The following is a 24,445-nucleotide window of genomic DNA, read 5'->3' on the forward strand; positions in this document are numbered from 1 at the left end:
GTCCCTATTCCGCCGGCACTGCGGCCGGCGCACCGCGGCGCCAGCGCCGCTGCCTCACCCGGTCGATCAACAGATAAATCACCGGCGTCGTATACAGCGTCAGCACCTGCGACACGAACAGCCCGCCGATGATGGTGATGCCGAGCGGCCGGCGCAGCTCGGTGCCGGGGCCGACCGCGACCACCAGCGGAATCGCCGCGAACAGGGCGGCCAGCGTGGTCATCAGGATCGGCCGGAACCGCACGATACAGGCTTCGAAGATGGCGTCGGCGGATGGCAGGCCGCGGTCGCGTTCGGCCTCCAGCGCGAAGTCCACCATCATGATCCCGTTCTTCTTGACGATGCCGATCAACATGATGATGCCGACGAAGGCGATCACCGACAGCTCGGTGCCGGTGACCAGCAGCGCCAGCAGCGCGCCAAGACCCGCCGACGGCAGCGTCGAGATGATCGTCAGCGGATGCGCCAGGCTCTCGTAGAGCACCCCGAGCACGATGTACATCGCGATGAACGCTGCCAGGATCAGCAGCGGCTGCTTGTTCGAAGTCGCGCGGAAATCGCCGGCGTTGCCGTCGAACGAGCCGCGAATCCCCTCCGGCATGTGCAGTTCGTCGACCGCGCGCTGAATGTTGGCGGTCGCCTCCTGCAGCGGCACGTCGGGCAGCGTGTTGAACGACACCGTCGTCGACGGCACGCCCTGGGTATGGGCGACCGCCAGCGCCGCCAGCCCGCGCTCGGCGCGCACCACCGCCGATAGCGGCACCTGATCGCCGCTGGTGCTGTCGACATAGATCCGCTTCAGGTCGCTCGGATCGGTCTGGAAGTTCGGGTCGATTTCCAGCACCACCTGATACTGGTTGCGCTGGGTGTAGATCGTCGCGATCTGACGCTGCGAGAACGCGTTGTTGAGCGCGTTGTCGATGTCCTGAATCCGCACGCCGAGCCGCGATGCCATGGTGCGGTCGATCGACAGCGTCAGCTGCAGGCCGCCGTCGTCGCGATCGCTGGTCACGTCGGTGATGCCGTCGACCGTCTGCATCCGCTTGGCGACGATCGGCGCCCATTTCTGCAACAGGTCGAGATCGGGACTGCTCAGCGTGTACTGATAGTTGGATTCGCTGGAGCGGCCGCCGCCGCGCAGATCCTGGGCGGCGAACATGAACAGCCGGATGCCGGCGACGCGGCTGAGCTGCCGGCGCAGGCGATCGATCACCATCTGGGTGGTGACACCTTCGCGTTCGGCGGTCGGCTTCAGATTGATGAACATCGTGCCGCGATTGGCGCCGCCGGCGCCCGGTCCGCCGCCACCCAGCACCGAGCCGACGCCGCTCACCGCCGGATCGGCCATCACGATGTCGGCGAGCTCCTCCTGCAGAGTCCGCATTGACTGGAACGAGATGTCGGCCGAAGCGCGGGTCGAACCGATGATGAAGCCGGAATCGTCGATCGGGAAATAGCCCTTGGGCACCTTGATATACAGCGTCACCGTGAGCGCGATGGTGGCGATGAACACCACAACGGTCAGCCACGGCACCGACAGCACGCCGCGCAGCGTCCAGGCATAGAAGCCGACGATGCGGTTCAGCGTGCCTTCGACCGCGCGATCGAACCAGGTCTGCTTCGGCGACGCTTCGGCACGGATGTAATGCGCGCAGATCATCGGCGTCACCGTCAGCGACACCACGGTCGAGACCACGATCGCAAACGTCAGCGTCAGCGAGAACTCGCGCAGCAGCCGGCCGATCAGGCCATCCATGAAGATCAGCGGCGCAAACGCGGCAACCAGCGACAGGCTGATCGACAGCACCGTGAAGCCGATCTGCCGGGCGCCCTCCATCGCGGCTGGCAGCGGCGCCATGCCGCGCTCGAGGTTGCGGTACATGTTCTCGATCATCACGATCGCATCGTCGACCACGAAGCCGACCGCGATCGCCAGCGCCATCAGCGACAGATTGTTGATCGAAAACCCGCTGATCCACATCCCGGCGCAGGTCCCGGCCAGCGCCAGCGGCACCGACACGCCGGCGGCGATCGTCGGCGTCAGCCGGCGCAGGAACAGCAGCACCACCGCCATCACCAGCACCGCGGTCGCCAGCAGCGTCCACTGCATGTCATCGACGCTGGCGCGGATCGTCCCGGTGCGGTCCGCCAACACCGAGATGTCGACGCCCGCCGGAATCCACTGCTTCAGCTCGGGCAGCAGCGCTTTGACCCGGTCGACGGTCTCGATGACGTTGGCGTCGCCCTGCTTGGTGATCTGGATGATCACCGCCGGCTGCTTGTTGTACCAGGCGATGGTGCGGGCGTTGCGGGTGGCGTCACTGACGGTGGCGACATCGGACAGTCGCACCGTGCCGTTCGTATCGCTCTTGATGACGATGCTGCGGAATTCCTCCGCGGTGCGCATCTGCGGATTGGTCGACAGCGTTTCGGTCAGCCGCGGCCCGTCGAACGAGCCGACCGGGCCGACCGGATTGGCATTGATGATTGCGGTGCGGACGTCGTCGGTCGAGATGCCGGCGTTGGAGAGCGCGACCGGGTTGAGCGCGATCCGCACCGCGGGCTGGTCGGCGCCGGAGACCGTGACGTCGCCGACGCCCGGTACCTGCGAGATGCGCTGCGCCAACACGGTGTCGGCGACGTCGTAGATCGCGCTCGCCGGCATGGTCTTGGAAGTCAGCGCCAGGATATAGACCGGCGCCGCCGCGGAGTTGAACTTGCGGAACTTGGGCAGCGTCGGCAGGTCGGTCGGCAGGTCGCTGACCGCGGCGTTGATCGCCGCCTGCACGTCGCGCGCGGCACTGTCGACGTTGCGGCCGATCGAGAACTGCAACTGAATGCGGGTATTGCCGAGCGAACTGGTCGAGGTGATCTGATCGAGCCCGGCGATTTCGCCGAGCCGCCGCTCCAGCGGTGCCGCGACGGTCGAGGCCATCACCGACGGCGCCGCCCCAGGCCGCGACGCCTGCACCATGATCATCGGGAAATCGACGTTCGGCAGCGCCGCCACCGGCAGCACCGCATAGGCCACCATGCCGACCAGAAACAACCCGATCGCCAGCAGCGTGGTGCCGACCGGCCTTCGGATGAACGGGTCGGACATTGAGGCCATTATAGCCCCTCCCCGGCACCGGCCAGCGGCGGCGATGGTGTCGCCGGCGGCACCGGCGGCAATGCCCGCTCCAGCTTCCGGTTGATGCGGTCGAGCGCCAGATAGATCACCGGCGTGGTGTACAGCGTCAGTAACTGGCTGAGCAGCAGACCGCCGATGATCGAGATGCCGAGCGGAAACCGCAGCTCAGACCCGGTGCCGCTTTCGACCGCCAGCGGCAGCGCGCCGAACAAGGCCGCCAGCGTCGTCATCATGATCGGCCGGAAACGCAGCCGGCACGCCTGCACGATCGCCTCGTAGGACGACATCCCCTGTCCGCGTTCGGCTTCGAGCGCGAAGTCGATCATCATGATGGCGTTCTTCTTGACGATGCCCATCAGCAAGATGATGCCGATCAGGCCGATCACCGACAGATCCTGGCCGAACAGCATCAACGCCAGGATCGCACCGACGCCGGCCGACGGCAGCGTCGAGAGGATGGTGATCGGGTGGATGTAGCTCTCGTACAGCACGCCGAGCACGATGTAGATCGCCACGATCGCGGCCAGGATCAGCCACGGCTGGCCGGCGAGCGCCTTGGAGAATTCGGCGGCGTCGCCATAGAACACCCCGACGATGCTGCCGGGCATCCCGATCTGCTTCTCGATGGTTTCGATCCGCTTCAACGCCTCGCCGAGCGAGGCATCGGGCGCAAGATTGAAGCTCATGGCGACCGACGGGAACTGCGCCTGGTGCGAGATCGCCAGCGGGGCGATGGTGCGCTTCAACTCGGCGACCGCCGAAATCGGCACCTGGGCGCCAGCATTGCCCGGCACATACAGCTTGGACAGGATCGACGGGTCCTGCTGATAGACCGGCATCGCTTCCAGCACGACGCGGTACTGGTTGGCCTGGCCGTAGATCGTCGAAATCTGCCGCTGCGCGAAGGCGTCGTTCAGCGTGTCGTTGATCGCCTGAACGCTGACGCCGAGCTGGCCGGCGCGCTCGCGGTTGACGTCGAGCGCAGCCCGCAGGCCGCCCTCCTGCGCTTCGGTCGAAACGTCCCGGAACAGCGGATCGCGGCGTAGTTCGGCAAGCAGCCGATTGGCCCATTGCGACAGCAGCGCCGCATCGGTCGCGGTCAGCGTGTACTGATACTGCGAGCGGCTGGCCTGGGTCGAAATCTGCACGTCCTGCACGGCCTGGAAGTACACGGTCATGCCGGGAATGCCGGCGACGCGCTGCTTCAGCCGTTCGATCACCTCGCCGACGTCGGACTTGCGGTCGCCGCGCGGCTTCAGCGTCAGCACCAGCCGGCCGACATTCGGCGTCGGATTGACCGAGCCGGCACCGATCACCGACACCACGCCGACGACGTCCGGATCGGCTTCGATCGCCTGGGCGGTCTCGGTCTGCCGCGCCTTCATCTCGGCGAACGACACCGCCGGTCCCGCTTCCGTCACCGCGGTGATCGAGGCGGTGTCCTGCAGCGGCAGGAAGCCCTTCGGCGCGATCGCATACAGCACCAGCGTCGCCGCGATGGTCAGGAACGTCACCACTAGTGTCGCGCGCTGATGCTTCAACACCCACAGGAGGCTGCGGTGGTAGGCCTCCGCGCCACGGTCGATCCAGGCGGTGATGGTGGCGAGTCCGGGCACCTGGCGCTCGTCGCGGGCGTGCTTGAGCAGCCGCGAACACATCATCGGCGTCAACGTCAGCGACACGATCGCCGAGGTGACGACCGCGATCGTCAGCGTCAGCGCGAATTCGCGGAACATCCGGCCGACCAGGCCGGACATGAACAGCAGCGGGATGAACACCGCGATCAGCGACATCGTCAGCGAGATCACGGTGAAGCCGATCTCGCTGGCGCCCTTCAGGGCCGCCTGCATCGGGCTCTCGCCGTCCTCCATGTGACGGACGATGTTCTCGATCATCACGATGGCGTCGTCGACGACGAAACCGGTGCCGATCGTCAGCGCCATCAGCGACAGATTGTCGAGGCTGAAGCCCATGAAATACATCACGCCGAAGCTGGTGATCAGCGACAGCGGCAGCGCCACGCCGGCAATGATGGTGGCACGCATCGAGCGCAGGAACAGCAGCACCACCAGCGTCACCAGCACCACGCTGAGCAGCAGCGTGAACTGCACGTCGTGCACCGAGGCGCGGATGGTTTCGGTGCGGTCGCTGACCACGGTTAGCTTGACGCCGGCCGGCACCAGCCGCTGGATCCGCGGGATCTCGGCGCGGATGCCCTTGACCACGTCGATGACGTTGGCGCCGGGCTGGCGCTGAATGTCGAGAATGACGGAAGGCGTACCTTGGTACCAGGCGCCGGTGCGCTCGTTCTCCAGCCCGTCGACGATCTGCGCGACGTCGCCGATCGTCACCGGCGAGCCGTTGCGATACGCCACGATGATCGGACGATAGGCGTCCGCGGCCGCGATCTGGTCGTTCGCCGCGATGGTGTAGGCCTGCTGGGCGCCGTCGAGCGAGCCCTTCGGCCCCGACACGTTGGCGTTGGCGATCGCCGTGCGCAGGTCTTCCATCGAGATGCCGTAGGCGGCGAGCCGGGCCAGATCGGCCTGCACCCGCACCGCCGGCTTCAGCCCGCCGAGCACCGAGACCCGGCCGACACCGGAGATCTGCGCCAGCCGCTGCGCCATCAGCGTGTCGGCGAGGTCGCTCATGGTGCGCAGCGACACCGTGGTCGAGGTCAGCGCCAGCGTCATCACCGGCGCGTCGGCCGGATTCACTTTGGCATAGACCGGCGGGTACGGCAGGTTCTTCGGCAGAATGCCGGCGGCGGCATTGATCGCCGCTTGCACGTCCTGGGTCGCGCCGTCGATGTCGCGGTTGAGGTCGAACTGCAGCGATACCTGGCTGACGCCATAGGACGAGGTCGAGGTCATCGCCGTCAGCGACGGAATCTGGCCGAGCTGCCGCTCCAGCGGCGCCGTGATCAGCGACGCCACGACGTCCGGGCTCGCGCCTGGGAGCTGGGTCGTCACCTGCACGGTCGGGAAATCGACCTGCGGCAGGGCCGACACCGGCAGCGCCAGATAGCCGAGCAGACCGCCGATCATCAGCGCCACGCCAAGCAGCGAGGTCGCGATCGGACGTCGGATGAACGGCTCAGATACGCCCATGAAAACTCACCTCAGCGTTGCGTCCTGACGTCTCGCGCTCCGGCATCCGCCACCGTAGCGCTGGCAGTGGAACGCGTCAGGGCGCCTTGGGCGCACCCGACGACGGGGCTCCGCCTGCGGCCGGTGCCTGCTGCCCGGCTTCACCACGGCGGCGCTTGCCCTGCCCTTCGCCGGCTTCGCCCCCGCCGCTCTGGCCCTGAGCACCCGGCGGACGGCGGCGCTTCTGCGGAGCGAGATCGGCGGTCGGAATCTGGCTGGCATCGCCGATCGTCACCTTGGCGCCGTCGGCCAGATTGGCAAAGCCTGTGGTCACCACCCGGTCGGCCGGCGTCAGCCCCTCGGCGACCACGGCTTCGCTTTCGTTCTGCTGCGTCACCTTCACCGGGCGGGCATGAACGGTGTTGTCCTCGCCGATGATGTAGCTGAACGTCCCGGCGGGGCCGCGCTGCACCGCGGACACCGGCACCACGATCGCCTGCTTCAAGGTGTCGACCTTGAGCCGCACGTTGACGAACTGGCCGGGCCAAAGCTGCAGCTTGGCGTTGGGAAATTCGGCCTTCAGCTTCACCGTGCCGGTGGTCTGATCGACCTGATTGTCGATCCCTTTCAGCATGCCGGTGTCGACCACGGTGACGCCGTCATTGCCGAACACGTCGACCGGCAGCGGCGCCTCGGCGGCCGCGGCATTGACCCGCACGATCTGCTGCTGCGGCAGGCTGAACTGCACCGCGATCGGCTTGAGCTGCGTCAGCACCACGATGCCGGTGGCGTCCGAGGCGTGCACGATGTTGCCCTTGTCGACCTTGCGCAGGCCGGCGCGGCCGGAGATCGGCGCCACCACCTTGGTGTAGCTCAGCGTCGCCGCAGCATTGTCGATCGCGGCCTGATCGGAGCGCACCTGCGCCTCGAGCTGCGCCACGGTCGCCTTCTGGGTGTCGGCCTGCTGCTTGGAGCCGGCATTGGAGGCGGCGAGCTGCTGATAGCGCGCCAGATCGATCCGGGCGTTGGCGAGCTGGGCTTCGTCCTGCGCCTTCTTGGCGACCGCCTGATCGTATTGCGCCTGATAGATCGCCGGATCGATTTCCGCCACAACGTCGCCGGCCTTGACGTCCTGCCCCTCGGTGAAATTCACCGCGATCAGCTTGCCGTCGACCTGGGCGCGCACCGTTACGGTGGCGAGCGCCTTCACGGAGCCGACGCCGTCGAGATACACCGGCACATCGGCAACCTTCGGCGTCGCCGCCAACACCGGGACGGCGAGGTCCGGCGGCATCCGCCGCTCGGCCTGCTTGGTCTGGATCGCGCGCCAGGCGATGAAGCCGAGGCCGCCGAGGATGGCCACGACCAGCAGCAGCGACACGCTGCGGCGGCGCAGGCGGTGGCCCCAACCGTTGCGTCCGGGCCCGGCGCCGGACGTATCCTTCGCATCCGGCTTAAAGAGCATCGGCCGTTCTTTCCATCTTTGGCTCCCAGCCGCCCCCGAGTGCCTGAAACAGACTGACGATCGCCTGGAAGCGCGCAAGCTGCGTCTGGATCAGCGCGTCCTCGGCCTGGAATAGCGTGAGCTGCGTATTCAGCACGGTGACGATGTCACTGGTGCCGGCGCGCAGCTGCTGTTCGGCGAGGTCGAACGCGCGCCGCGACGATGCCACCACCTCGCGCTGCAACCGCAGCCGCTCGGTGTTCTGCTTGATCGACTCCAGTGCGTTGTCGACGTCCGCGAATGCCGACACCACGGTCTTGCGATAGGTCTGCAGCAGCTCTTCCTGCTGCGCCTGCGTCAGATCGAAATTGCCCTGGATCCGGCCGCCATCGAAGATCGGCTGCGTCAGCCCCGCGGCGATGTTGGAAAACGTCGCCTGCGGCGTGAACAGCGACGCCAGCGCCGCGCTCTGATAGCCGCCCTGCGCGGTGAGCTGGATCGTCGGGAAGAACTGCGCCCGCGCGCTGCCGACATTCGCTGTCGCCGAGGCGAGTTGAGCCTCCTGGCGGCGGATATCAGGCCGCTGCGTCAGCAGATCCGACGGCAGCCCCGGCGTCACCCGCGGCGACGACAGCCGCGTCAGCGAACCGCCGGCGATCTTCACGCTCTCCGGCGGGCGCGCCACCAACGTCGCCAGCGCGTTGACGTTTTGCGCGAGCGTCAGCCGCAGCGGCGGCAGCGCGGCGCGCTGGTTCGCCAGCACACTCTCCTGCTGCGCCACATCGAGATCGGTGCCGGTGCCGGCTTTGAGACGCTGCTTGATCGCGTCGAGAATCCGGCTGGCGCTCTTGATGTTGCCTTCGGCGGTGCGAATCCGGTCCTGCGCGGCGAGCACCTGGAAATACGCGTTGGCGACGCTCGCCATCGTGGTCAGCATCACCGTGTCGCGGTCGAACCGGTTCGCGGTGGCGGTCTCCTCGGCCGCGAGCGCGGCGTCGTGGTTCTTGCCCCAGAAATCGATCTCGTAAGACGCACTCAGCGACGACGAATAGGTGCTGTAGCGGCGACCGGCGATCGTGGTGTTGGAGATGTTCGAGCCCGAGGTCTTGACCTGACTGCCGTTGCCGCTGGCGCTGAGGCTCGGCAGCAGCGCTGCGCCGGTGATCCGCGCCTGCGCGTCCGCCTGGCGGATGCGCGCGACGGCGGCGGCGACGTCGAGATTGACGGTCTGCGCCTCTTCCATCAGTTGCGTCAGCTCGGCCGACCGGAAGCCACGCCACCAATCCAGCGCCGGCGGCTTCTCGACCGCGGTGCGCGACGCAGCCTTGTAGCGATTCGGCAGGTCGAGCGCGGGATCGGGCAGATCTTGCGTGAGGATGCAGCCGCCGGACGCAGCGACCAGCGCCGAGGCCACCACCAGTCGGGCTGCGCGGCCAAGGTAGCGAAGTGTGGTGCTCATGCTGGGCGCGATCCATCTCCCGGCGCGGCGTAAAGCCGCGCACGCCGCGCCACGATCGACTTCGGCGCACGATGTTCTCTGCCAGTCACTTGCAACTCGATCACGGAAGACTGCGGTTTGAAAGCCAGCCGCCATTGTAACGGGCGGAAACGCCGACGCACAGGGCCGTCATCGCCGCGTTCGGTGACAAGTTGTTTCCGGTATCCCGCCGCCTGAGTCGGCTTCGGCGGTGCGATTCTCCCGATTCCATCGGTGTTCCCTCAGCTTGACGGCCCCGCCGAATGCGGCAAAGCTTACAAAGATTTCATCTGCTGATACGGCCGTCCGAGGACGATTCCCTGCCCGCCCTTCGAATTTTTTCGCTGCCGGACGTGCTGAAACTCTCGAGCCTGGATGCCGTAACTCGGTCGCCGGTGGGCTAGAGGGGGCTTGGAATGCGCGTTGCTATCGTCGGAACGGGAATCGCGGGGAATGCTGCCGCGTGGGCGCTGTCTCAGCGCTATCCTGTCACAGTCTATGAGCGCGAATTGCGCGCTGGCGGCCACAGCCACACCGTCACGGTCGACTACGACGGCACCTCGATCCCGGTCGACATCGGCTTCATCGTCTACAACCAGCTCAACTATCCCGACCTCACCGCGATGTTCGCGCATCTCGGCGTCAAGACCGTCGAAAGCTGCATGAGCTTTTCGGTCAGCGCCGACGCCGGACGATTCGAATGGAAGGGCGGCGGCTCGAACTGGCTGGAAACGGCGGACGGCCTGTTCGCGCAGCGCCGCAATCTGCTGTCGCCGTCATATTTGAAGATGCTCCGCCATATCCTGATCTTCAACGAGCAGAGCGTCGAAGACTTTAAGACCGGCGCCCTCGCCGGCCTGTCGCTCGGCGACTATTTCACCAGCCGCAAATTCGCGCCGCGATTGCTGACCGATTATCTGGCGCCGATGGGCGCCGCGATCTGGTCGGCGCCGGCGTCGGAGATCTTGGATTTCCCGGCGGAGAATTTCGTCGCCTTCTTCAACAACCATCGGCTGCTGCATTACGAACGCCCGATCTGGCGCACAGTGAAGGGCGGCAGCGCGCGCTATGTCGAGAAGCTGACCAGCGCCTTCAAGGACGACATGCGGCTCGGCGCGGCCGTCACCTCGATCGAGCGCTCGCCGAAGGGCGTGATCGTCCGCGACAGCCTCGGCGGCCTCGGCGTATTCGATCACGTGGTGATCGGCGCCCACAGCGATCAGGCGCTGGCGATGCTCTCGGACGCCAGCGACGTCGAGCGCGACATTCTCGGCAGCATCGGCTACGCGCCGAACATGGTGTATCTGCATCGCGACCCGCGGCTGATGCCGAAGCGCAAGCGCGCCTGGGCGTCGTGGAATTTCCTGCGCTGGCAACGCGAGGGCTCGCCGGTCAATGACGTCGCCGTCACCTACTGGATGAACCGGCTGCAGGGCATCGATGCCGACAAGCCGCTGTTCGTCAGCCTCAACCCGCCGTTCGAGCCCGCGCCCGAACTGACCTTCGGCCGCTACGCCTGCGACCATCCGCAATACACCGCCAAGGCATTTGCGGCGCAGCGCCGCGTCGGCGAGCTCCAGGGCCATCGTAACACTTGGTTCTGCGGCGCCTGGACCGGCTACGGCTTCCATGAGGACGGGCTTCGTTCGGGTCTTGCGGTCGCCGAGCATCTCGGCGCCCCGGTGCCGTGGCGCGGCCCGCCGTCGGAATTCCGCGAAGCGGCCGAATAACCATGGCCGCCCTCGCCGCCTCAACTTCCACGACCTGCGCCGCGCCGCCCGCAGCGGCCGCGTCGCTGTATGTCGGCGATGTGATGCATGCACGGCTGAAGCCGGTTGGGCACCGTTTCCAATACCGGGTGATGTCGCTGCTGATTGATCTCGATCGTCTGGATGAGGCCGACCGGATGTCGCCGCTGTTCGGCGTCAATCGGCGGGCGCTGTACAGCTTCCATGAAACCGATCACGGCCCGCGCGACGGCTCCTCGCTGCGCGCCTACGCTCAGGCCAGTGCAGCGGCGAAGGGCGTCGATCTCAGCGGCGGCCGGGTGCTGCTGCTGACCTATCCGCGGATCGCCGGCTACACCTTCAATCCGCTGTCGGTGTACTTCTGCTACGACGCCTCCGGTGCCCTCGCGGTGGTGATCTACGAAGTCCGCAATACCTTCGGCGACATCCATCCGTACGTGCTGCCGGTGAGCGCCGGCGAACTCGGGCCCGCCGGTCTGCGGCAGGAGCAGGACAAGCTGTTCTACGTCTCGCCCTTCATCGAGATGGCGATGCGCTATCACTTCCGCATCGTGCCGCCGGGCGAAATCGTGCGCTTGCGGATTCTCGAGACCGACGCGGACGGCCCCGTGCTCGCTGCCACTTTTGCAGGCACCCAGCGCGTTATGTCGACGGCATCGCTGCTACAGGCTTTCCTCGCGCTACCGCTGATGACGTTGAAAGTCATCGCCGCGATCCATTGGGAAGCGCTGCGGCTGTGGATCAAGGGCGCCAAGCTCGTTCCGCGTCCGGCGTCACCGCCGCCTCCGACCGGCTTTGCAGCCGGCGGTCACGATGCTTATACTCACTAAAGCTAAAGTATGAGCCCGGCGTTGCTCCCGTCCCGCTGGGCGCAAGCAATGGAACTGGAATGTCCGAGTTAGTAGCGCTGACCCCCGACAACGTCGATGACCGTGTGGCCGATCTGCCGCGCTTGGTCCGGATGGCGCTGGCGTTCGGTGCGCGGCTGCAGCGCGGCACGCTCGACGTCACCCTGCCCGATGGCCGCCGCTTCCGCCTCGGCGGCGCCGAGCCCGGCCCCGCCGCCGAGATGCGGCTGCACAGCTACGCGTTTGCTTCGCGGCTGATCAATGGCGGCGACATCGGGATCGCCGAAGCCTATCTGAACCGCGAGTGGGACACGCCGGATCTCACGCAGTTCCTGTATCTGTTCTGCGTCAATCACGAGATGATCCAGGCAATGCTGGCGGATAATCCGCTGATGCGGCTGGTGCAGATGGTGCGGCACTGGTTCAACCGGAACACCAAGCGGCAGGCGCGCAAGAACATCTACGCCCATTACGACATCGGCAACGAGTTCTACTCCGCCTGGCTCGATCCGAGCATGACGTATTCGTCGGCGCTGTTCGAAGATCACACCCACGACCTGACCGCGGCGCAGATCAATAAATATCAGCGGCTGGCCGAGGCGATCGACCTCAGGCCGGGACAGTCGGTGCTCGAGATCGGCTGCGGCTGGGGCGGCTTTGCCGAATATGCCGCCAAGACCTTCGACGTCCGCCTCGTCGGCCTGACGATCAGCCGGGAACAGCGCGATTTCGCACAGAAGCGGATGTTCGAGGCCGGCCTCGCCGACAAGGTCGAGATCAGGCTGCAGGACTACCGCGACGAGCGCGGCCGCTACGACCGCATCGCCTCGATCGAGATGATCGAAGCGGTCGGCGAGGAATTTTGGCCGAAATACTTCTCACAGTTGCGCGATCGGCTGTTGCCGGGCGGGTTGGTCGGTATCCAGGCCATCACCATCCAGGATCGCTTCTTCCAGACTTACCGGCGCGAGGTCGATTTCATCCAGCGCTACGTGTTCCCGGGCGGCATGCTGCCCTCACCCGGCGTGCTGAAGTCGCTCGGCGAGACGTTCGGCGTGCCGGTGGTGCGCGAGCGGGTGTTTGGAGAAGATTATGCCAAGACGCTCGCAACCTGGAGAGACAATTTCCGCGCCGCTTGGCCGAAGCTGACGTCGCAAGGCTTCGACGACCGCTTCCGCCGGTTGTGGGAATACTACCTGTCGTATTGCGAAGCCGGCTTCCTGTCCGGAAACATCGACGTCCGCCAAGTGGTGTTCGCGAAGGCAGGCTGATCTCGGCTACATGGTCGCCGCGTTTGCTCAATGCGGCGGCATGCGTGCCTTGTCTCGCGCCGCGCGGTCTCTTACCTTGAGGGCCCGCAACGTCACCAGCCGGACAGCATGAGCATCAAGAACGACGTCGTCGACGCCATCGGCAACACGCCCCTGATCAAATTGAAGCGCGCGTCGGAACAGACCGGCTGCACCATTCTCGGCAAGGCCGAGTTCATGAATCCGGGCCAGTCGGTGAAGGATCGGGCAGCGCTGTTCATCATCCAGGATGCGGTGAAGCGCGGCGCGCTGCGCCCCAGCGGCGTCGTGGTCGAAGGCACCGCCGGCAACACCGGCATCGGGCTGGCGCTCGTCGCCAACGCGCTCGGCTTCCGCACCGTTATCGTGATCCCGAACACGCAGAGCCAGGAAAAGAAGGACATGCTGAGGCTCTGCGGCGCCGAACTGATCGAGGTGCCCGCCGTCCCCTATGCCAATCCCAACAACTACGTGAAGCTGTCCGGCCGCCTCGCCGCGCAGCTTGCCAAGACCGAACCGAACGGCGCGATCTGGGCCAATCAGTTCGATAACGTCGCCAATCGCCAGGCCCACATCGAGACGACGGCGCCGGAAATCTGGAAGCAGACCGACGGCAAGGTCGACGGCTTCGTCGCCGCGGTCGGCTCCGGCGGCACGCTGGCCGGCGTATCGATCCGCCTGAAGCAGTTCAATCCCAAAGTCCGCGTCGTGCTCGCCGACCCGTTGGGCTCGGCGCTGTACAATTACTACAAGAACGGTGCGCTGAAGTCGGAAGGCTCTTCGATCACCGAAGGCATCGGCCAGGGCCGCGTCACCGCCAATCTGGAAGGCGCGCAGATCGACGACGCCTATCAGATCCCCGACGATGAAGCAGTGCCGCTGATCTACGATCTGCTCGAACACGAAGGCCTGTGCCTCGGCGGCTCGAGTGGCATCAACGTCGCCGGCGCGATCCGCCTCGCCAAGGATCTCGGCCCCGGCCACACCATCGTGACCATCCTGTGCGACTACGGCAGCCGCTATCAGTCCAAGCTGTTCAACCCGGACTTCATGCGCGGCAAGAACCTGCCGGTGCCGGACTGGATGGAGACCAAGAGCACGATCCAGGTGCCATTCGAGCAGGCCTGAATGCCGAGGGATACAGGCGCGGCCGCGACATCCTGAGCGACCGCGTTAACCCGCCGCCAACCGTGCTCATACGGGGCGCTGCGCATTAAACTGAAACTTCATGGCGCCGGCCGATCCTTGCGCAAAACAAGGAGCGCGTCGGCTCATGTCCGTGTTCAGGTCGTTCGGCGCCACGCTGGTGGCGGCGGTTGCTGTGCTGTTGGTCTCAGATGCTCTGTTCGGCGACGACAGCTACCGCTTCGATCGGTCGCTGTACGACAGCCGGCTTTATGCCCCGCGACACACGCCGGGCGCGGCGGGGATAAGCGACTTCGACGAAGCGATGACGCCGGCCGAGCGCATTCGCGAAACCTTCAGCCAGTTCACCGTCAGCAGCGCCAAGCGCTACACGTCGCGCGCGACGATCATCAGATAGCAAAGCGCCGATCGTCCGGCCTCAGCGCAGGATCTGGCTGAGGAACAGCTTGGTGCGCGCGTGCTGCGGATGGGCGAAGAATTCCTTCGGCTCGTTCGCCTCGATGATCTGCCCGGCATCCATGAACACGACGCGGTCGGCGACCTCACGGGCGAAGCCCATCTCGTGAGTCACCACCAGCATGGTCATGCCCTCTTCGGCGAGGTCGACCATGGTGTCGAGCACCTCCTTGACCATCTCCGGGTCGAGCGCCGAGGTCGGCTCGTCGAACAGCATCACTTTCGGGTTCATCGACAGCGCCCGCGCGATCGCCACGCGCTGCTGCTGACCACCTGAGATCTGGCCGGGATATTTATTCGCCTTGTCGGGAATCCGGACCCGCTCAAGAAACTTCATCGCGGTCGCTTCGGCGTCCTTCTTCGGGATGTTGCGCACCCAGATCGGCGCCAGCGTGCAGTTCTCCAGCACGGTCAGGTGCGGAAACAGGTTGAAGCTCTGGAACACCATGCCGACTTCACGGCGGATCTCGTCGACGTGCTTCAGCGTCGGCCCGAGATCGATGCCATCGACCACGATCTGGCCTTCCTGAAATTCCTCCAGCGCGTTGATGCAGCGGATCAGCGTCGATTTGCCCGAGCCCGACGGCCCGCAGATCACGATGCGTTCGCTGCGCGCAACATCGAGGCTGATGTCGCGCAGCACGTGAAACTCGCCGTACCATTTGTTCAGGCCCGCGATCGAGACGATCGGAGTATCAGCCATCAATCGATCCTTCCGTCAGGTCCGCCGGTGCGCGTTGAGCCGGTGCTCGACCGACAGCGAATAGCGCGACATCCCGAAGCAGAACACGAAGTAGATCAGCCCGGTAAACGCGAAGCCGGTGAATAGCGTCGTCGGCGTCGACCAGGTCGGATCAGCAAATGCGGCGCGGAGCTGGCCGAGCAGATCGAACAGCGCGACGATCGACACCAGCGAGGTGTCCTTAAACAGCGCGATGAAGCTGTTGACCAGGCCCGGAATGACATGCCGCAGCGCCTGCGGCAGTACGATCAGCCCGGTGGTCTTCCAGTATGACAGCCCGAGCGCGCTCGCCGCCTCCGCCTGCCCGCGCGGGATCGCATTCAGGCCGCCGCGAATGACCTCGGCATTGTAGGCGCCGGCGAACAGCGCGATGCCGATCAGCACCCGCATCAGATTGTCGATGGTGAAGTTGCCCGGCAGGAACAGCGGCAGCATGTAGGTGGCGAAGAACATCACCGTGATCAGCGGCACGCCGCGCCAGAACTCGATGAAGGCGACCGAGAAGATCCGGATCAGCGGGATGGTCGAACGGCGGCCGAGCGCCAGCGCAATGCCGATCGGCATGGAGGCGACGATGCCGGTCACCGACACCACCAGCGTCACCAGCAGGCCGCCCCACATCCGAGTATCGACCACTGGCAAGCCGCCGCGGTCGAGCCGCAGCGCGGCGACCATCACGGCGATGCCGACGAAAATGCCGACCGTGGTCGCCAGCGCACGCCAGCCGTTGCGCACCCCGGTCAGGATGAACACCAGCGCGGTGACGGCGACCGCGGTGAGCAAGAGATCAAGCCACACCGGTTGTGACGAGGCCTGGACCCAATCGCGCAGCGCCACCAGCGGCCAGCTCACCCACACCAGCACGGTGCCGAGGCCGAGCAGCACCTGACCGATCACGCTGCCGACCGGCCCGCCCGCGGCGAGCTTGCGACCGGCGCGACCGACGCTGTCGGCAACACCGCTCGCCAAATCTGCGCTCCAGGTGACGCCGAAGCCCTGCACGCCGCCGCCATGCAGCAGGAAGAACGCCAGCACCGGGAATGCAATGAAGAACAGGCCGGCGTTCAGCGTCTTCGCCGGTGCGCGCGGGATCAATAGCGGCAGCAGCAACAGCGCCCCGAGCGCGAACACCAGATCGACCCGCCAGCGTTCCGGCGTCGGATAGAAGCCGTAGATGAACTGCGAGAACTTGGCCTGCACGAACGGCCAGCAGGCGCCGACCGGATGGCCGGCCTTGTCGGCGAGGCAGTCGGTGCGGTTCGAACCGGACCACACGGCATCGACCAGCAGGAACTTCAGCGTCGGCACAACGGTGAAGTACAGCAGCAGCGCGCCGACGATGGTCAGCAGGATATTGGTCGGCGAGTTGAACAGCCGCTGCCGAATGATGCCGATCACACCCGGCTGGTGCACCGGCGGCGGCCGCTGCGGCACCATCTCGCCGCGCACGAACACTGGCGTCACGGACCCGAGCTCGCTCATGCGCCCATGCTCCGGTTGATCCGCCATGCGTACAGGCTCATCAGCGCGCTGGTGACCAGCGAGATCAAGAGGTACACGCCCATGGTGATGGCGATCACCTCGATCGCCTGCCCGGTCTGGCTCAGCGTGGTGCCGGCGAACACCGAGAACAGGTCCGGATAGCCGATCGCCACCGCCAGCGACGAGTTCTTGGTCAGGTTGAGATACTGGTTGGTGAGCGGCGGCAGGATCACCCGCAGCGCCTGCGGGATCACAATCAGCCGCAGCGTCTGCCCGCGCGACAGGCCGAGCGAGGCGCCCGCCTCCATCTGCCCCTTGTGCACCGACAGAATGCCGGCGCGGACGACTTCGGCGATGAACGCGGCGGTGTAGGTCGATAGCGCAAGGGTCAGCGCCACGAATTCAGGCGCCAGCCGCGAGCCGCCGACGAAATTGAAGCCGCGCAGCACCGGCACTTCCAGCGAGAACGGCTTGCCGACAATCAGGAACGCGATCAGCGGCAATCCGATCAGCAGGCCGAGCACGATCGGCCAAACCCGCATTGGCTTGCCGGTCGCAAACAGCCGGCGCCGAGCGTAGAGCGGCAACACGATCGCGGCTGCGATGGCGATCAGTAGCGCGACCAGGAAGCCATCGAGCCCCGCCTCGCCCACCAGCCGCGGCACCACGATGCCCCGGTTGGACAGAAAGAAGCTGTCCATCACCGAGACGCTCTGGCGCGGTGACGGCAGCGCGCCGAGCACGGCCAGATACCAGAACAGGATCTGGAACAGCAGCGGCAGGTTGCGAACGATTTCGACATAGCCGCCGCCGATCCGCGAGATCAGCCAGTTCGGCGACAGCCGCGCCAGCGCCACTGAAAAGCCGATCACGGTGGCGAAGAAGATTCCGACGACCGACACCACTAGCGTGTTGATCAGGCCGACCAGGAACACGCGGGTATAGCTGTCGGACTCCTGATACGGGATCAGCGTCTGGCTGACGCCGAACCCCGCGGTGTGCGACATGAAGGCAAAGCCCGAGGCGATCCGCTGGTTGGCGAGGTTGTCTCGGGCGTTGTCGACGATCTCGTAGCTGATCCAGACCAGCGCCGCGACGAACAGCACCTGGGCGAGCAGGCCCTTCCAGCCTGAGCGACCGCCGAGCACTCGTCGCAGTTTCGCGACGAGCTGTGGCGGCGGTGGGCGTGCGTCGATCGCCATCGGCGCGGATCTTTAGGCGATCAGCGGATCGGCGGGGCGTACATGATGCCCCCCTTGTTCCAGAGCTTGTTGAGGCCGCGCGCGATCTCGAGCTTGGAGCCGGTGCCGACGTTGCGCTCGAACGATTCGCCGTAGTTGCCGGTCGCCTTGATGATGCGGGCGACCCAATCCTTGGTCAGGCCCAGCTGTTCGCCGAGATTGCCGTCGGTGCCGAACACCCGCTTCAGCTCCGGCTTGTCGGACTTGGCCATCTCGTCGACGTTCTTCTGGGTGACGCCGAGCTCCTCGGCATTGACCAGCGCGAACAGCGTCCACTTGACGATGTCGAACCACTGATCGTCGCCGTGGCGGACCAGCGGGCCGAGCGGCTCCTTGGAGATCACTTCCGGCAGCACGATATGATCGGCCGGGGTCGCCAGCTTCAGGCGCTGGGCGTAGAGCTGCGAGACGTCGGAGGTGAACACGTCGCAGCGGCCGGACTCATAGGCCTTGACCGCCTCGTCGGCATTGGCGAACGCGATCACCTCGTACTTCATGTTGTTGCCTTTGAAATAGTCGGCAACGTTCTGCTCGTTGGTGGTGCCGGTCTGCACGCAAATCGAGGCGCCGTTCAGTTCCAGCGCCGAGTTTACCTTGAGCGACTTCTTGGCCATGAAGCCCTGGCCGTCATAATAGCTGATGCCCGCGAAGTTCACGCCGAGCGAGGTGTCGCGCGACAGCGTCCAGGTGGTATTGCGCGACAGCACGTCGATCTCACCGGACTGCAGCGCGGTGAAGCGGTCCTTCGCCGATAGCGGCACGAACTTCACTTTGCTGGGGTCGTCAAACACCGCGGCCGCGATCGCGCGGCAAACATCGACGTCGAGACCGGTCCAGTTGCCTTTGTCGTCGGGCGCCGAAAAACCGGGCAGTCCCTGGCTGACGCCGCAGGACAGAGCGCCGTTTTCCCGAACGATCTCAAGCGTGGTCTTCTTTTTCTCTGCGCCCGCCGTTGATCCGGCCTTTGGACTTTGCGCACCGGCGATCTGAGGGGACAGACCGACCGCGATAGCGAGGGCGACAAGAATAGAGACGCGCTTCATGGCAAAACCTTTCAAGGGATGTCCTGGCCGCTTCAATCGGCTTCGTGGGCGATGCGTTCCGATTGGATCCGCCGTTCGATCGCCCGAAGGCCCGCGCGCGGCAGCCGTTGCCCGGCACCATGCTGCAAAACTCTCGCCCAGCACTCGCGAGCCCCTCAGCACGATCTCCAGACAGACCGGTATGCATCACAGAACGAGACGCGCGCCGGGTCAAGGGGTTGACGGCCGTCTTCCAGAAGCTGCTATTACCCCCATTCGTCGAAGTAGCCGAAGCACACGCACGAGCGCTGTCACATTCGGCACAACCACCAGCGAGCCACCATGGAAGCCTCCGACTCCAGCGGGACACCCGCGCCGCTCAGCACGCAGACCCGTCTCGTCACCGCAGGGCGCGACACTGCGGCGCAGAAGGGCTTCGTCAATCCGCCGGTGGTGCATGGTTCGACGGTGCTGTACCCGACCGCGGCCGATCTGCACGCACACCGCGGCGAGTACTCCTATGGACGGCACGGCACCCCGACCACCAAGGCGCTGCAACAGACGTTGATGGCGCTCGAAGGCCCGCAATGTGCCGGCGTCGGCATCACACCCTCCGGCGTGTCGGCGATCTCAACCGCCCTGCTCGCCGCCGTCAAAGCCGGCGATCACGTGCTGGTGTGCGACAACGCATATCGGCCGACCCGGCTGTTCTGCGACCAGATGCTGAAGCGGCTCGGCGTCGAGACCAGTTATTTCGACCCGCTGATCGGCGCCGGCATCGCTGCGCATTTCCGGCCAAACACGGCGGTGGTGGTGGTCGAGGCGCCCGGCTCGCAATCGTTCGAGATGCCGGACATCCCGGCGATCGCGGCGGTCGCCAAGCAGCACGGCGCGCTGGTGATCGACGACAACACCTGGGCAACGCCGCTGTATCATCGCTCGCTGGAACAAGGCGTAGATATCTCGATCCAGGCCGCGACCAAATATATCGGCGGTCACTCCGACATCATGTTCGGCACCATCTCGGCCAATGCCGCCGCGTGGCCGAAGGTGTCGGAAGCGATCCGGCTGCTCGGCGTCTGCGCCGGACCAGACGATGTTTTCCTGGCGCTGCGCGGTCTGCGCACCCTGGAGGTTCGTCTCGCCCGCCACTATCAGGCCGGCCTGGAGATGGCGCGCTGGCTCGCGGCGCGTCCCGAGGTGCAGCGCGTGCTGCATCCCGGGCTCGACACCGATCCTGGCCATGCGATCTGGAAGCGCGACTTCACCGGCGCCTCCGGGCTGTTCTCGATCGTGCTGCAGCCGGCGCCGCAGGCTGCCGTCGATGCGCTGCTCGACACCGTGTCGCTGTTCGGGATGGGCTATTCCTGGGGCGGCTTCGAAAGCCTGGTGATCCCGTTCGACTGCGCGTCGTACCGGACTGCGACGCAGTGGAACCCGGGAGGCCCGGCGCTGCGGCTGCATATCGGGCTCGAAAGCGTCGGTGATCTAATAGCCGATCTAGAGCAGGGCCTTACAGCTTTTGCTGCCCTTCGATGAGGCACTAAGAACGTCAGCCAACCCCGACAGACAAAAAGAACAGGATAATGATTGGCCGTGCCAGAAGGTCAGAGCAAGAGTCACAGTTGGCCGCCAATAGATGAGATAAATTGGATAGCCTCGGGAGACGCTCCTCTATTCATGACGCGCCGAAGCAGAGTAAGCCCATTCGTGTCTCGCGCATGAATGTCCGCCCCCTTTTCTATCAACGCACGGGCCAAGCCTTGCGTTCTTGCGCTCCCGAAATTCAGCTCGAATTTCGGATCGGATAGCGTCAGAAGGATACTCGGAGAAACTCTGTTAGTCCGTTCAGCCATCTTAAACAGCGCCTCCTGCGAACTATCACTGTCTCGATAAAGGGCAACGAAGAAGTCGAAAAACGAGACGAGCGCAAGACGATCCCGATAGGGTTTCAGCGGATCACTGATCCTGGCGACAGGGAATCCGTTGTCATCGAATCTGTAGCACGCGTAGGGCTCTTTGAACGACGAGAGGGATTGGTAGGCCGGTTCGGCGGTCTTCACCGGCTCCAGCAACTCGTTAAGGATGCCGATCCCGTCGAACATAGGCGGGATGTCGAAATTCACGTCCGCTCCCTTGTCGAGCATATTTAAAACAACGTTGTATCGGCCCGCGAGTACCGCGAGCCCTAGAGGCGGAACTCCCAAACAATTTGGCAGATCGATCCTCATCCGCCACTTGATCTGGTCTTCGTTAGCAGCAGCTTCCTTTACGGGCATCGCTTCTATCATTGAGGCGATCTCTGCATCAGAGAAAGCCTTGCTAAACGAGCCGTCATCACCTCCAAGGGGCACCAAAGCACGCTGGTACTCCGTGGCGAAGAGCACATGATCGAAGAATGAATATTTGTCCAGAATTGTGAAATTACCACTGGGCCTGAGTGTCCGGTACGAATTCCCGCCTTGCTCCGACATGGGTCCCAGCTGGTATCCACGGACTTCCAACCAGACCATCGGAGCGACAAGAGGTCGTTTTCGTGCTGCAGTCGCAGCAAAAAAGTACGCAATAGTGCTCTCGGTCGCGTCCCGCAACTTCCCGTTTCCATAGAACGGACCGTTGTTCTTCTCCGGGCAATCGCGAAGCGCTCTCCAAGCCAAGCCGACCGCGCGAGGCAGCGCTATACTACCAGTTCTAACAATACTAGAAACCGACTTGATCTTTTCACTATCGCTTTGGCAGAAGGCTTCGAAAGCAAAGGTCTCATTCGGGTTGGCGGGATCTGCAACCTCAGCGCTATGCGCTGAACAGACTGACATCATAAAAAAAGCTGCCGTAGCCCTAAGGGAGGCGTTCAGAGCACGAGAAAACAAGGCACTTGTCCATAATTAAGGTACGATTATTGACCATTAACATCACAGTGCAATGCATGGCAATTCGATTACCTTAACCTGGAGACCTTTGCGCGGATGGCGATATCTGCGCTAAGGCGGTTGGGCGGCATCGAGATTGTCTTGCTGGCGTCGATCCGGCTGCGGCTCAGCTGGCGCACAGACGCCTTGCACCCGTGGCCACTCATGCTGGGCTCAGTTGGAGATTTCGCCGCAGATTGTAGGCCATGCAGGCGAGCAGGAAGGCCGTGAGATTCCGCGCCGCGTTGAAGTAGCGCATGCGGGTGAAGCCGTAGCTTCTCTTGAGCGTGCCGAACACCGCATCGACAGGGCTGCGCAGCGGCACCAAAGCGTGATTGCGCGCGACTTCCTCAGGCGTGAGGGGCTGGTTCTTGTGGGCGCGGCGCATCACGCCGTCGCCGAAGCCCTTCTGCGCAAGCAGCTCGCGAAGCGATCGGCTGTGATAACCGCGGTCGGCATAGATGTGCCGGCGCTGGGCGGCAGCAAGTCGGGCGCGACGCTGACATCCTGAATGTTGGCGGAGGTTAGCCGGCCGCTGCGGATCAGGCCCGTACCCTGATCGACTGCCACATGCATCTTGTAGCCGAAGGTAAAGCGGCGGCGTTCGTTATCAGCGCCGAACCTGGCATCGGAGTCGACCGGGCTGGTCGTGCCATCTTCCTTGCGTGGCCGGCGTGCCGCGCTCGTCACCATCGAAGCGTCGATCAGCGTGCCCTGCTTGATCAGCAAGCCATGGGTGTCGAGTTGGCGCTGAAGCTCCGCGAATAGCTCCTCGATCAGTCCCATCTTGGCCAGGCGCTCACGAAACCGCCAGAGTGCTGTGATCCGGCGTCTCGTCGTCCAGCGACAAGCCGGCGAAGCGCTGGAAGCTCAGCCGATCGAACAGCGCCGCCTCCATGGCCGGATCTGACAACCCGTACCAGCGCTGCAGCAGCAGCGCTTTGAACATCGTGAGGGCCGGAAACGACGGCTCTCCCTTGGCGGCGACCGGGATCACAGCCAGTAGGCGCTCGAAGGCCGCCCAGTCGAACAACCGGCCGATATCGTCCAGCACGTCGGGCCGCCGCGGCTTCCTGCGGCTGACCGCCGCATCCAACAGACCAAACTGACCAATCCGCCGTTGTCCCATCTCAGACCTCCGCGACTCACCGACACTAGCGAATCACGGCAGAGCTATCCGTGCAAAGGTCTCCACCATGAGGTTCTGCAAGCTGCGACCGCTAGGAAGTGCGGTCCTGATTCTGTCGAAGCCAGAAATGCTCTACGCCCGATCAGTTCGGCACGCTCTCCGAGCCGCGGGCGTGCGCCTTGATGATCAGCATGATGTTGCGCACGTAGATGATGGTCGCCATCGCCTGGCCGAGGATGATCACCGGCTCGCGCTTGGCGATGCCGTAGATCAGCGTCATCAAGCCGCCGCCCATCGAAAAGAACCAGAACGCCATCGGCACCACGCTCTTGCCGGCGCGCTCGCTCGAGATCCACTGCACCAGGAAGCGGGCGGTGAACAACAGCTGCGCGATCAGGCCGAAGGCGAGCCAGAAATCGAACTTGGCGACGAACACGTCGTAGAGATAGTCGCCGAGTTCCTGACCGTATTGAATCAGCATCAGTTCACCTCAGTGGCGACCGGTGTCGCTTTCTTGCGGCGGATCAGCCACCACACCCCGGCGAGATCCATCAGCCCGACCCACAGCCGATCGAAGAAGCCGTAGTTGGACTTGCCCGACAATCGTGGCCGGTCGGCGACATCGACGTAAACAATGTCGAAGCCCTCGCGGCGCACCAGCGCCGGCAGGAACCGATGCAAGCCGTCGAAATACGGCAGCGACAGGAAGACGTCGCGCCGGAACGCTTTCAGGCCGCAGCCGGAGTCGCGGGTGCCGTCGCGCAGGATGGCGTTGCGGACCTTGTTGGCGACACGGGACTGCAGCCGCTTGAAGCCGGTATCCTTGCGGCCCACCCGCTGGCCGGCGGCAAGGCCGACCCGCGCCCCGCCCTGCTCCAGTGCGAAGATCAGTTCGGGAATGAACGCCGGGTTGTTCTGGCCATCGCCGTCGAGCGTCGCGACCATGCCACCGCGCGCCGCGCGGACACCGGTCCGCACCGCCGCCGACTGGCCGCAGGACGCCGCATGGCGGATCTGGCGCAGATTGGGCCGCTCGGCGCGCAACGCGGCGAGCCGCTGCGGAGTCGCATCGGTCGAGCCGTCGTCGACATAGACGATCTCGTAGATCCAGCGCCCATCGAGCGCGGCGGCGATCTCGGCGATCAGCGGGGCGACGTTGTCAGCCTCGTTGCGCACCGGTACCACGATGGACACCGCAGGCGGCGGTCCGGACTGAGACAAGGTTTCAGGCATGCTTCGGAACAATCCGGGGCCGACGGGAACTCGCGGCCGGGGCGCTGTCTGCGCGCC

General features: G+C 64.9%; 20 protein-coding genes. 6 read left to right on the plus strand and 14 right to left on the minus strand.

Going from position 1 to position 24,445, the window contains the following annotated elements; translation table 11 throughout:
* Nucleotides 1-4 precede the first annotated feature (4 nt).
* The 4 genes from DY467_RS01435 to DY467_RS01450 form a co-directional block, all read right to left on the minus strand.
* On the minus strand, nt 5-3,112 hold the full coding sequence (locus tag DY467_RS01435; RefSeq protein ID WP_164633743.1) for an efflux RND transporter permease subunit: 3,108 nt from the start codon (nt 3,110-3,112) through the stop codon (nt 5-7).
* A complete protein-coding gene (locus DY467_RS01440) occupies nt 3,112-6,243 on the minus strand; it encodes an efflux RND transporter permease subunit (RefSeq protein ID WP_164633744.1) in 3,132 nt (1,043 codons plus the stop codon). The genes DY467_RS01435 and DY467_RS01440 overlap by 1 nt, the downstream gene beginning before the upstream one ends.
* 76 nt (nt 6,244-6,319) lie before the next feature.
* Entirely contained in the window at nt 6,320-7,687 is a 1,368-nt protein-coding gene (locus DY467_RS01445; protein ID WP_164633745.1) for an efflux RND transporter periplasmic adaptor subunit, read from the minus strand.
* The gene (locus DY467_RS01450; protein WP_164572646.1) at nt 7,677-9,125 is read right to left on the minus strand and encodes an efflux transporter outer membrane subunit; all 1,449 of its coding nucleotides are present in this window, start codon (nt 9,123-9,125) and stop codon (nt 7,677-7,679) included. Before DY467_RS01450 ends, DY467_RS01445 begins: the two co-directional genes overlap by 11 nt.
* Before the next feature lie 434 nt (nt 9,126-9,559).
* Between DY467_RS01450 and DY467_RS01455 the strand changes: the two genes are divergently transcribed.
* The 5 genes from DY467_RS01455 to DY467_RS01475 all read left to right on the plus strand — a co-directional run bounded on the left by DY467_RS01455 (nt 9,560) and on the right by DY467_RS01475 (nt 14,571).
* Nucleotides 9,560-10,873: an NAD(P)/FAD-dependent oxidoreductase gene (locus DY467_RS01455; protein ID WP_164633746.1), complete on the plus strand. Its 1,314-nt coding sequence runs from the start codon at nt 9,560-9,562 to the stop codon at nt 10,871-10,873.
* 2 nt (nt 10,874-10,875) lie between these two features.
* On the plus strand, nt 10,876-11,721 hold the full coding sequence (locus DY467_RS01460) for a DUF1365 domain-containing protein (protein WP_164633747.1): 846 nt from the start codon (nt 10,876-10,878) through the stop codon (nt 11,719-11,721).
* A 59-nt stretch (nt 11,722-11,780) separates the two neighbouring features.
* Complete coding sequence (locus DY467_RS01465) at nt 11,781-13,010, plus strand: SAM-dependent methyltransferase (RefSeq protein WP_164633748.1); 1,230 nt, start codon at nt 11,781-11,783, stop codon at nt 13,008-13,010.
* A gap of 108 nt (nt 13,011-13,118) precedes the next feature.
* The gene (locus tag DY467_RS01470) at nt 13,119-14,156 is read left to right on the plus strand and encodes a cysteine synthase A (RefSeq protein WP_164633749.1); all 1,038 of its coding nucleotides are present in this window, start codon (nt 13,119-13,121) and stop codon (nt 14,154-14,156) included.
* Between the two features lie 100 nt (nt 14,157-14,256).
* Nucleotides 14,257-14,571 (plus strand): hypothetical protein, encoded by a 315-nt coding sequence (locus tag DY467_RS01475; RefSeq protein ID WP_234819951.1) that lies wholly within the window; start codon nt 14,257-14,259, stop codon nt 14,569-14,571.
* Nucleotides 14,572-14,592: 21 nt separating this feature from the next.
* On the opposite strand, the gene DY467_RS01480 is transcribed toward DY467_RS01475, so the two are convergent.
* Genes DY467_RS01480 through DY467_RS01495 form a run of 4 tightly spaced genes read right to left on the minus strand, consistent with a single transcriptional unit; the run spans nt 14,593 to nt 19,138 of the window.
* Nucleotides 14,593-15,333: an amino acid ABC transporter ATP-binding protein gene (locus DY467_RS01480; protein WP_107344547.1), complete on the minus strand. Its 741-nt coding sequence runs from the start codon at nt 15,331-15,333 to the stop codon at nt 14,593-14,595.
* A gap of 15 nt (nt 15,334-15,348) precedes the next feature.
* A complete protein-coding gene (locus tag DY467_RS01485) occupies nt 15,349-16,854 on the minus strand; it encodes an amino acid ABC transporter permease (protein ID WP_164633750.1) in 1,506 nt (501 codons plus the stop codon).
* Nucleotides 16,851-18,056, minus strand: a complete 1,206-nt coding sequence (locus DY467_RS01490; RefSeq protein ID WP_164633751.1) for an amino acid ABC transporter permease — start codon at nt 18,054-18,056, stop codon at nt 16,851-16,853. Before DY467_RS01490 ends, DY467_RS01485 begins: the two co-directional genes overlap by 4 nt.
* Nucleotides 18,057-18,076: 20 nt before the next feature.
* Entirely contained in the window at nt 18,077-19,138 is a 1,062-nt protein-coding gene (locus tag DY467_RS01495; RefSeq protein WP_164633752.1) for an amino acid ABC transporter substrate-binding protein, read from the minus strand.
* Between the two features lie 321 nt (nt 19,139-19,459).
* Here DY467_RS01495 and metC point away from each other — a divergent pair, with 321 nt between their 5' ends.
* Entirely contained in the window at nt 19,460-20,656 is a 1,197-nt protein-coding gene (metC, locus tag DY467_RS01500) for a cystathionine beta-lyase (protein ID WP_164633753.1), read from the plus strand.
* Nucleotides 20,657-20,736: 80 nt separating this feature from the next.
* Here the strand turns inward: metC and DY467_RS01505 are convergent, their stop codons facing one another.
* From DY467_RS01505 to DY467_RS01530, 6 genes are all read right to left on the minus strand, one after another.
* On the minus strand, nt 20,737-21,987 hold the full coding sequence (locus DY467_RS01505) for a hypothetical protein (RefSeq protein WP_164633754.1): 1,251 nt from the start codon (nt 21,985-21,987) through the stop codon (nt 20,737-20,739).
* Nucleotides 21,988-22,189: 202 nt separating this feature from the next.
* Nucleotides 22,190-22,489, minus strand: coding sequence for a transposase (locus tag DY467_RS26140; protein WP_349627598.1), 300 nt, complete (start codon nt 22,487-22,489; stop codon nt 22,190-22,192).
* The gene (locus DY467_RS01515) at nt 22,414-22,812 is read right to left on the minus strand and encodes a transposase (protein WP_164633755.1); all 399 of its coding nucleotides are present in this window, start codon (nt 22,810-22,812) and stop codon (nt 22,414-22,416) included. Before DY467_RS01515 ends, DY467_RS26140 begins: the two co-directional genes overlap by 76 nt.
* Nucleotides 22,813-22,825: 13 nt before the next feature.
* Entirely contained in the window at nt 22,826-23,155 is a 330-nt protein-coding gene (locus DY467_RS01520; protein ID WP_164633756.1) for a transposase, read from the minus strand.
* A 142-nt stretch (nt 23,156-23,297) separates the two neighbouring features.
* Nucleotides 23,298-23,636, minus strand: a complete 339-nt coding sequence (locus tag DY467_RS01525; RefSeq protein WP_012496014.1) for a lipid-A-disaccharide synthase N-terminal domain-containing protein — start codon at nt 23,634-23,636, stop codon at nt 23,298-23,300.
* A complete protein-coding gene (locus tag DY467_RS01530; protein WP_012496013.1) occupies nt 23,636-24,388 on the minus strand; it encodes a glycosyltransferase family 2 protein in 753 nt (250 codons plus the stop codon). Before DY467_RS01530 ends, DY467_RS01525 begins: the two co-directional genes overlap by 1 nt.
* Between the last annotated feature and the right edge of the window lie 57 nt (nt 24,389-24,445).

The organism is Rhodopseudomonas sp. BR0G17 (assembly GCF_010907025.1).
In the GTDB taxonomy this organism is placed as follows: domain Bacteria; phylum Pseudomonadota; class Alphaproteobacteria; order Rhizobiales; family Xanthobacteraceae; genus Rhodopseudomonas; species Rhodopseudomonas palustris_H.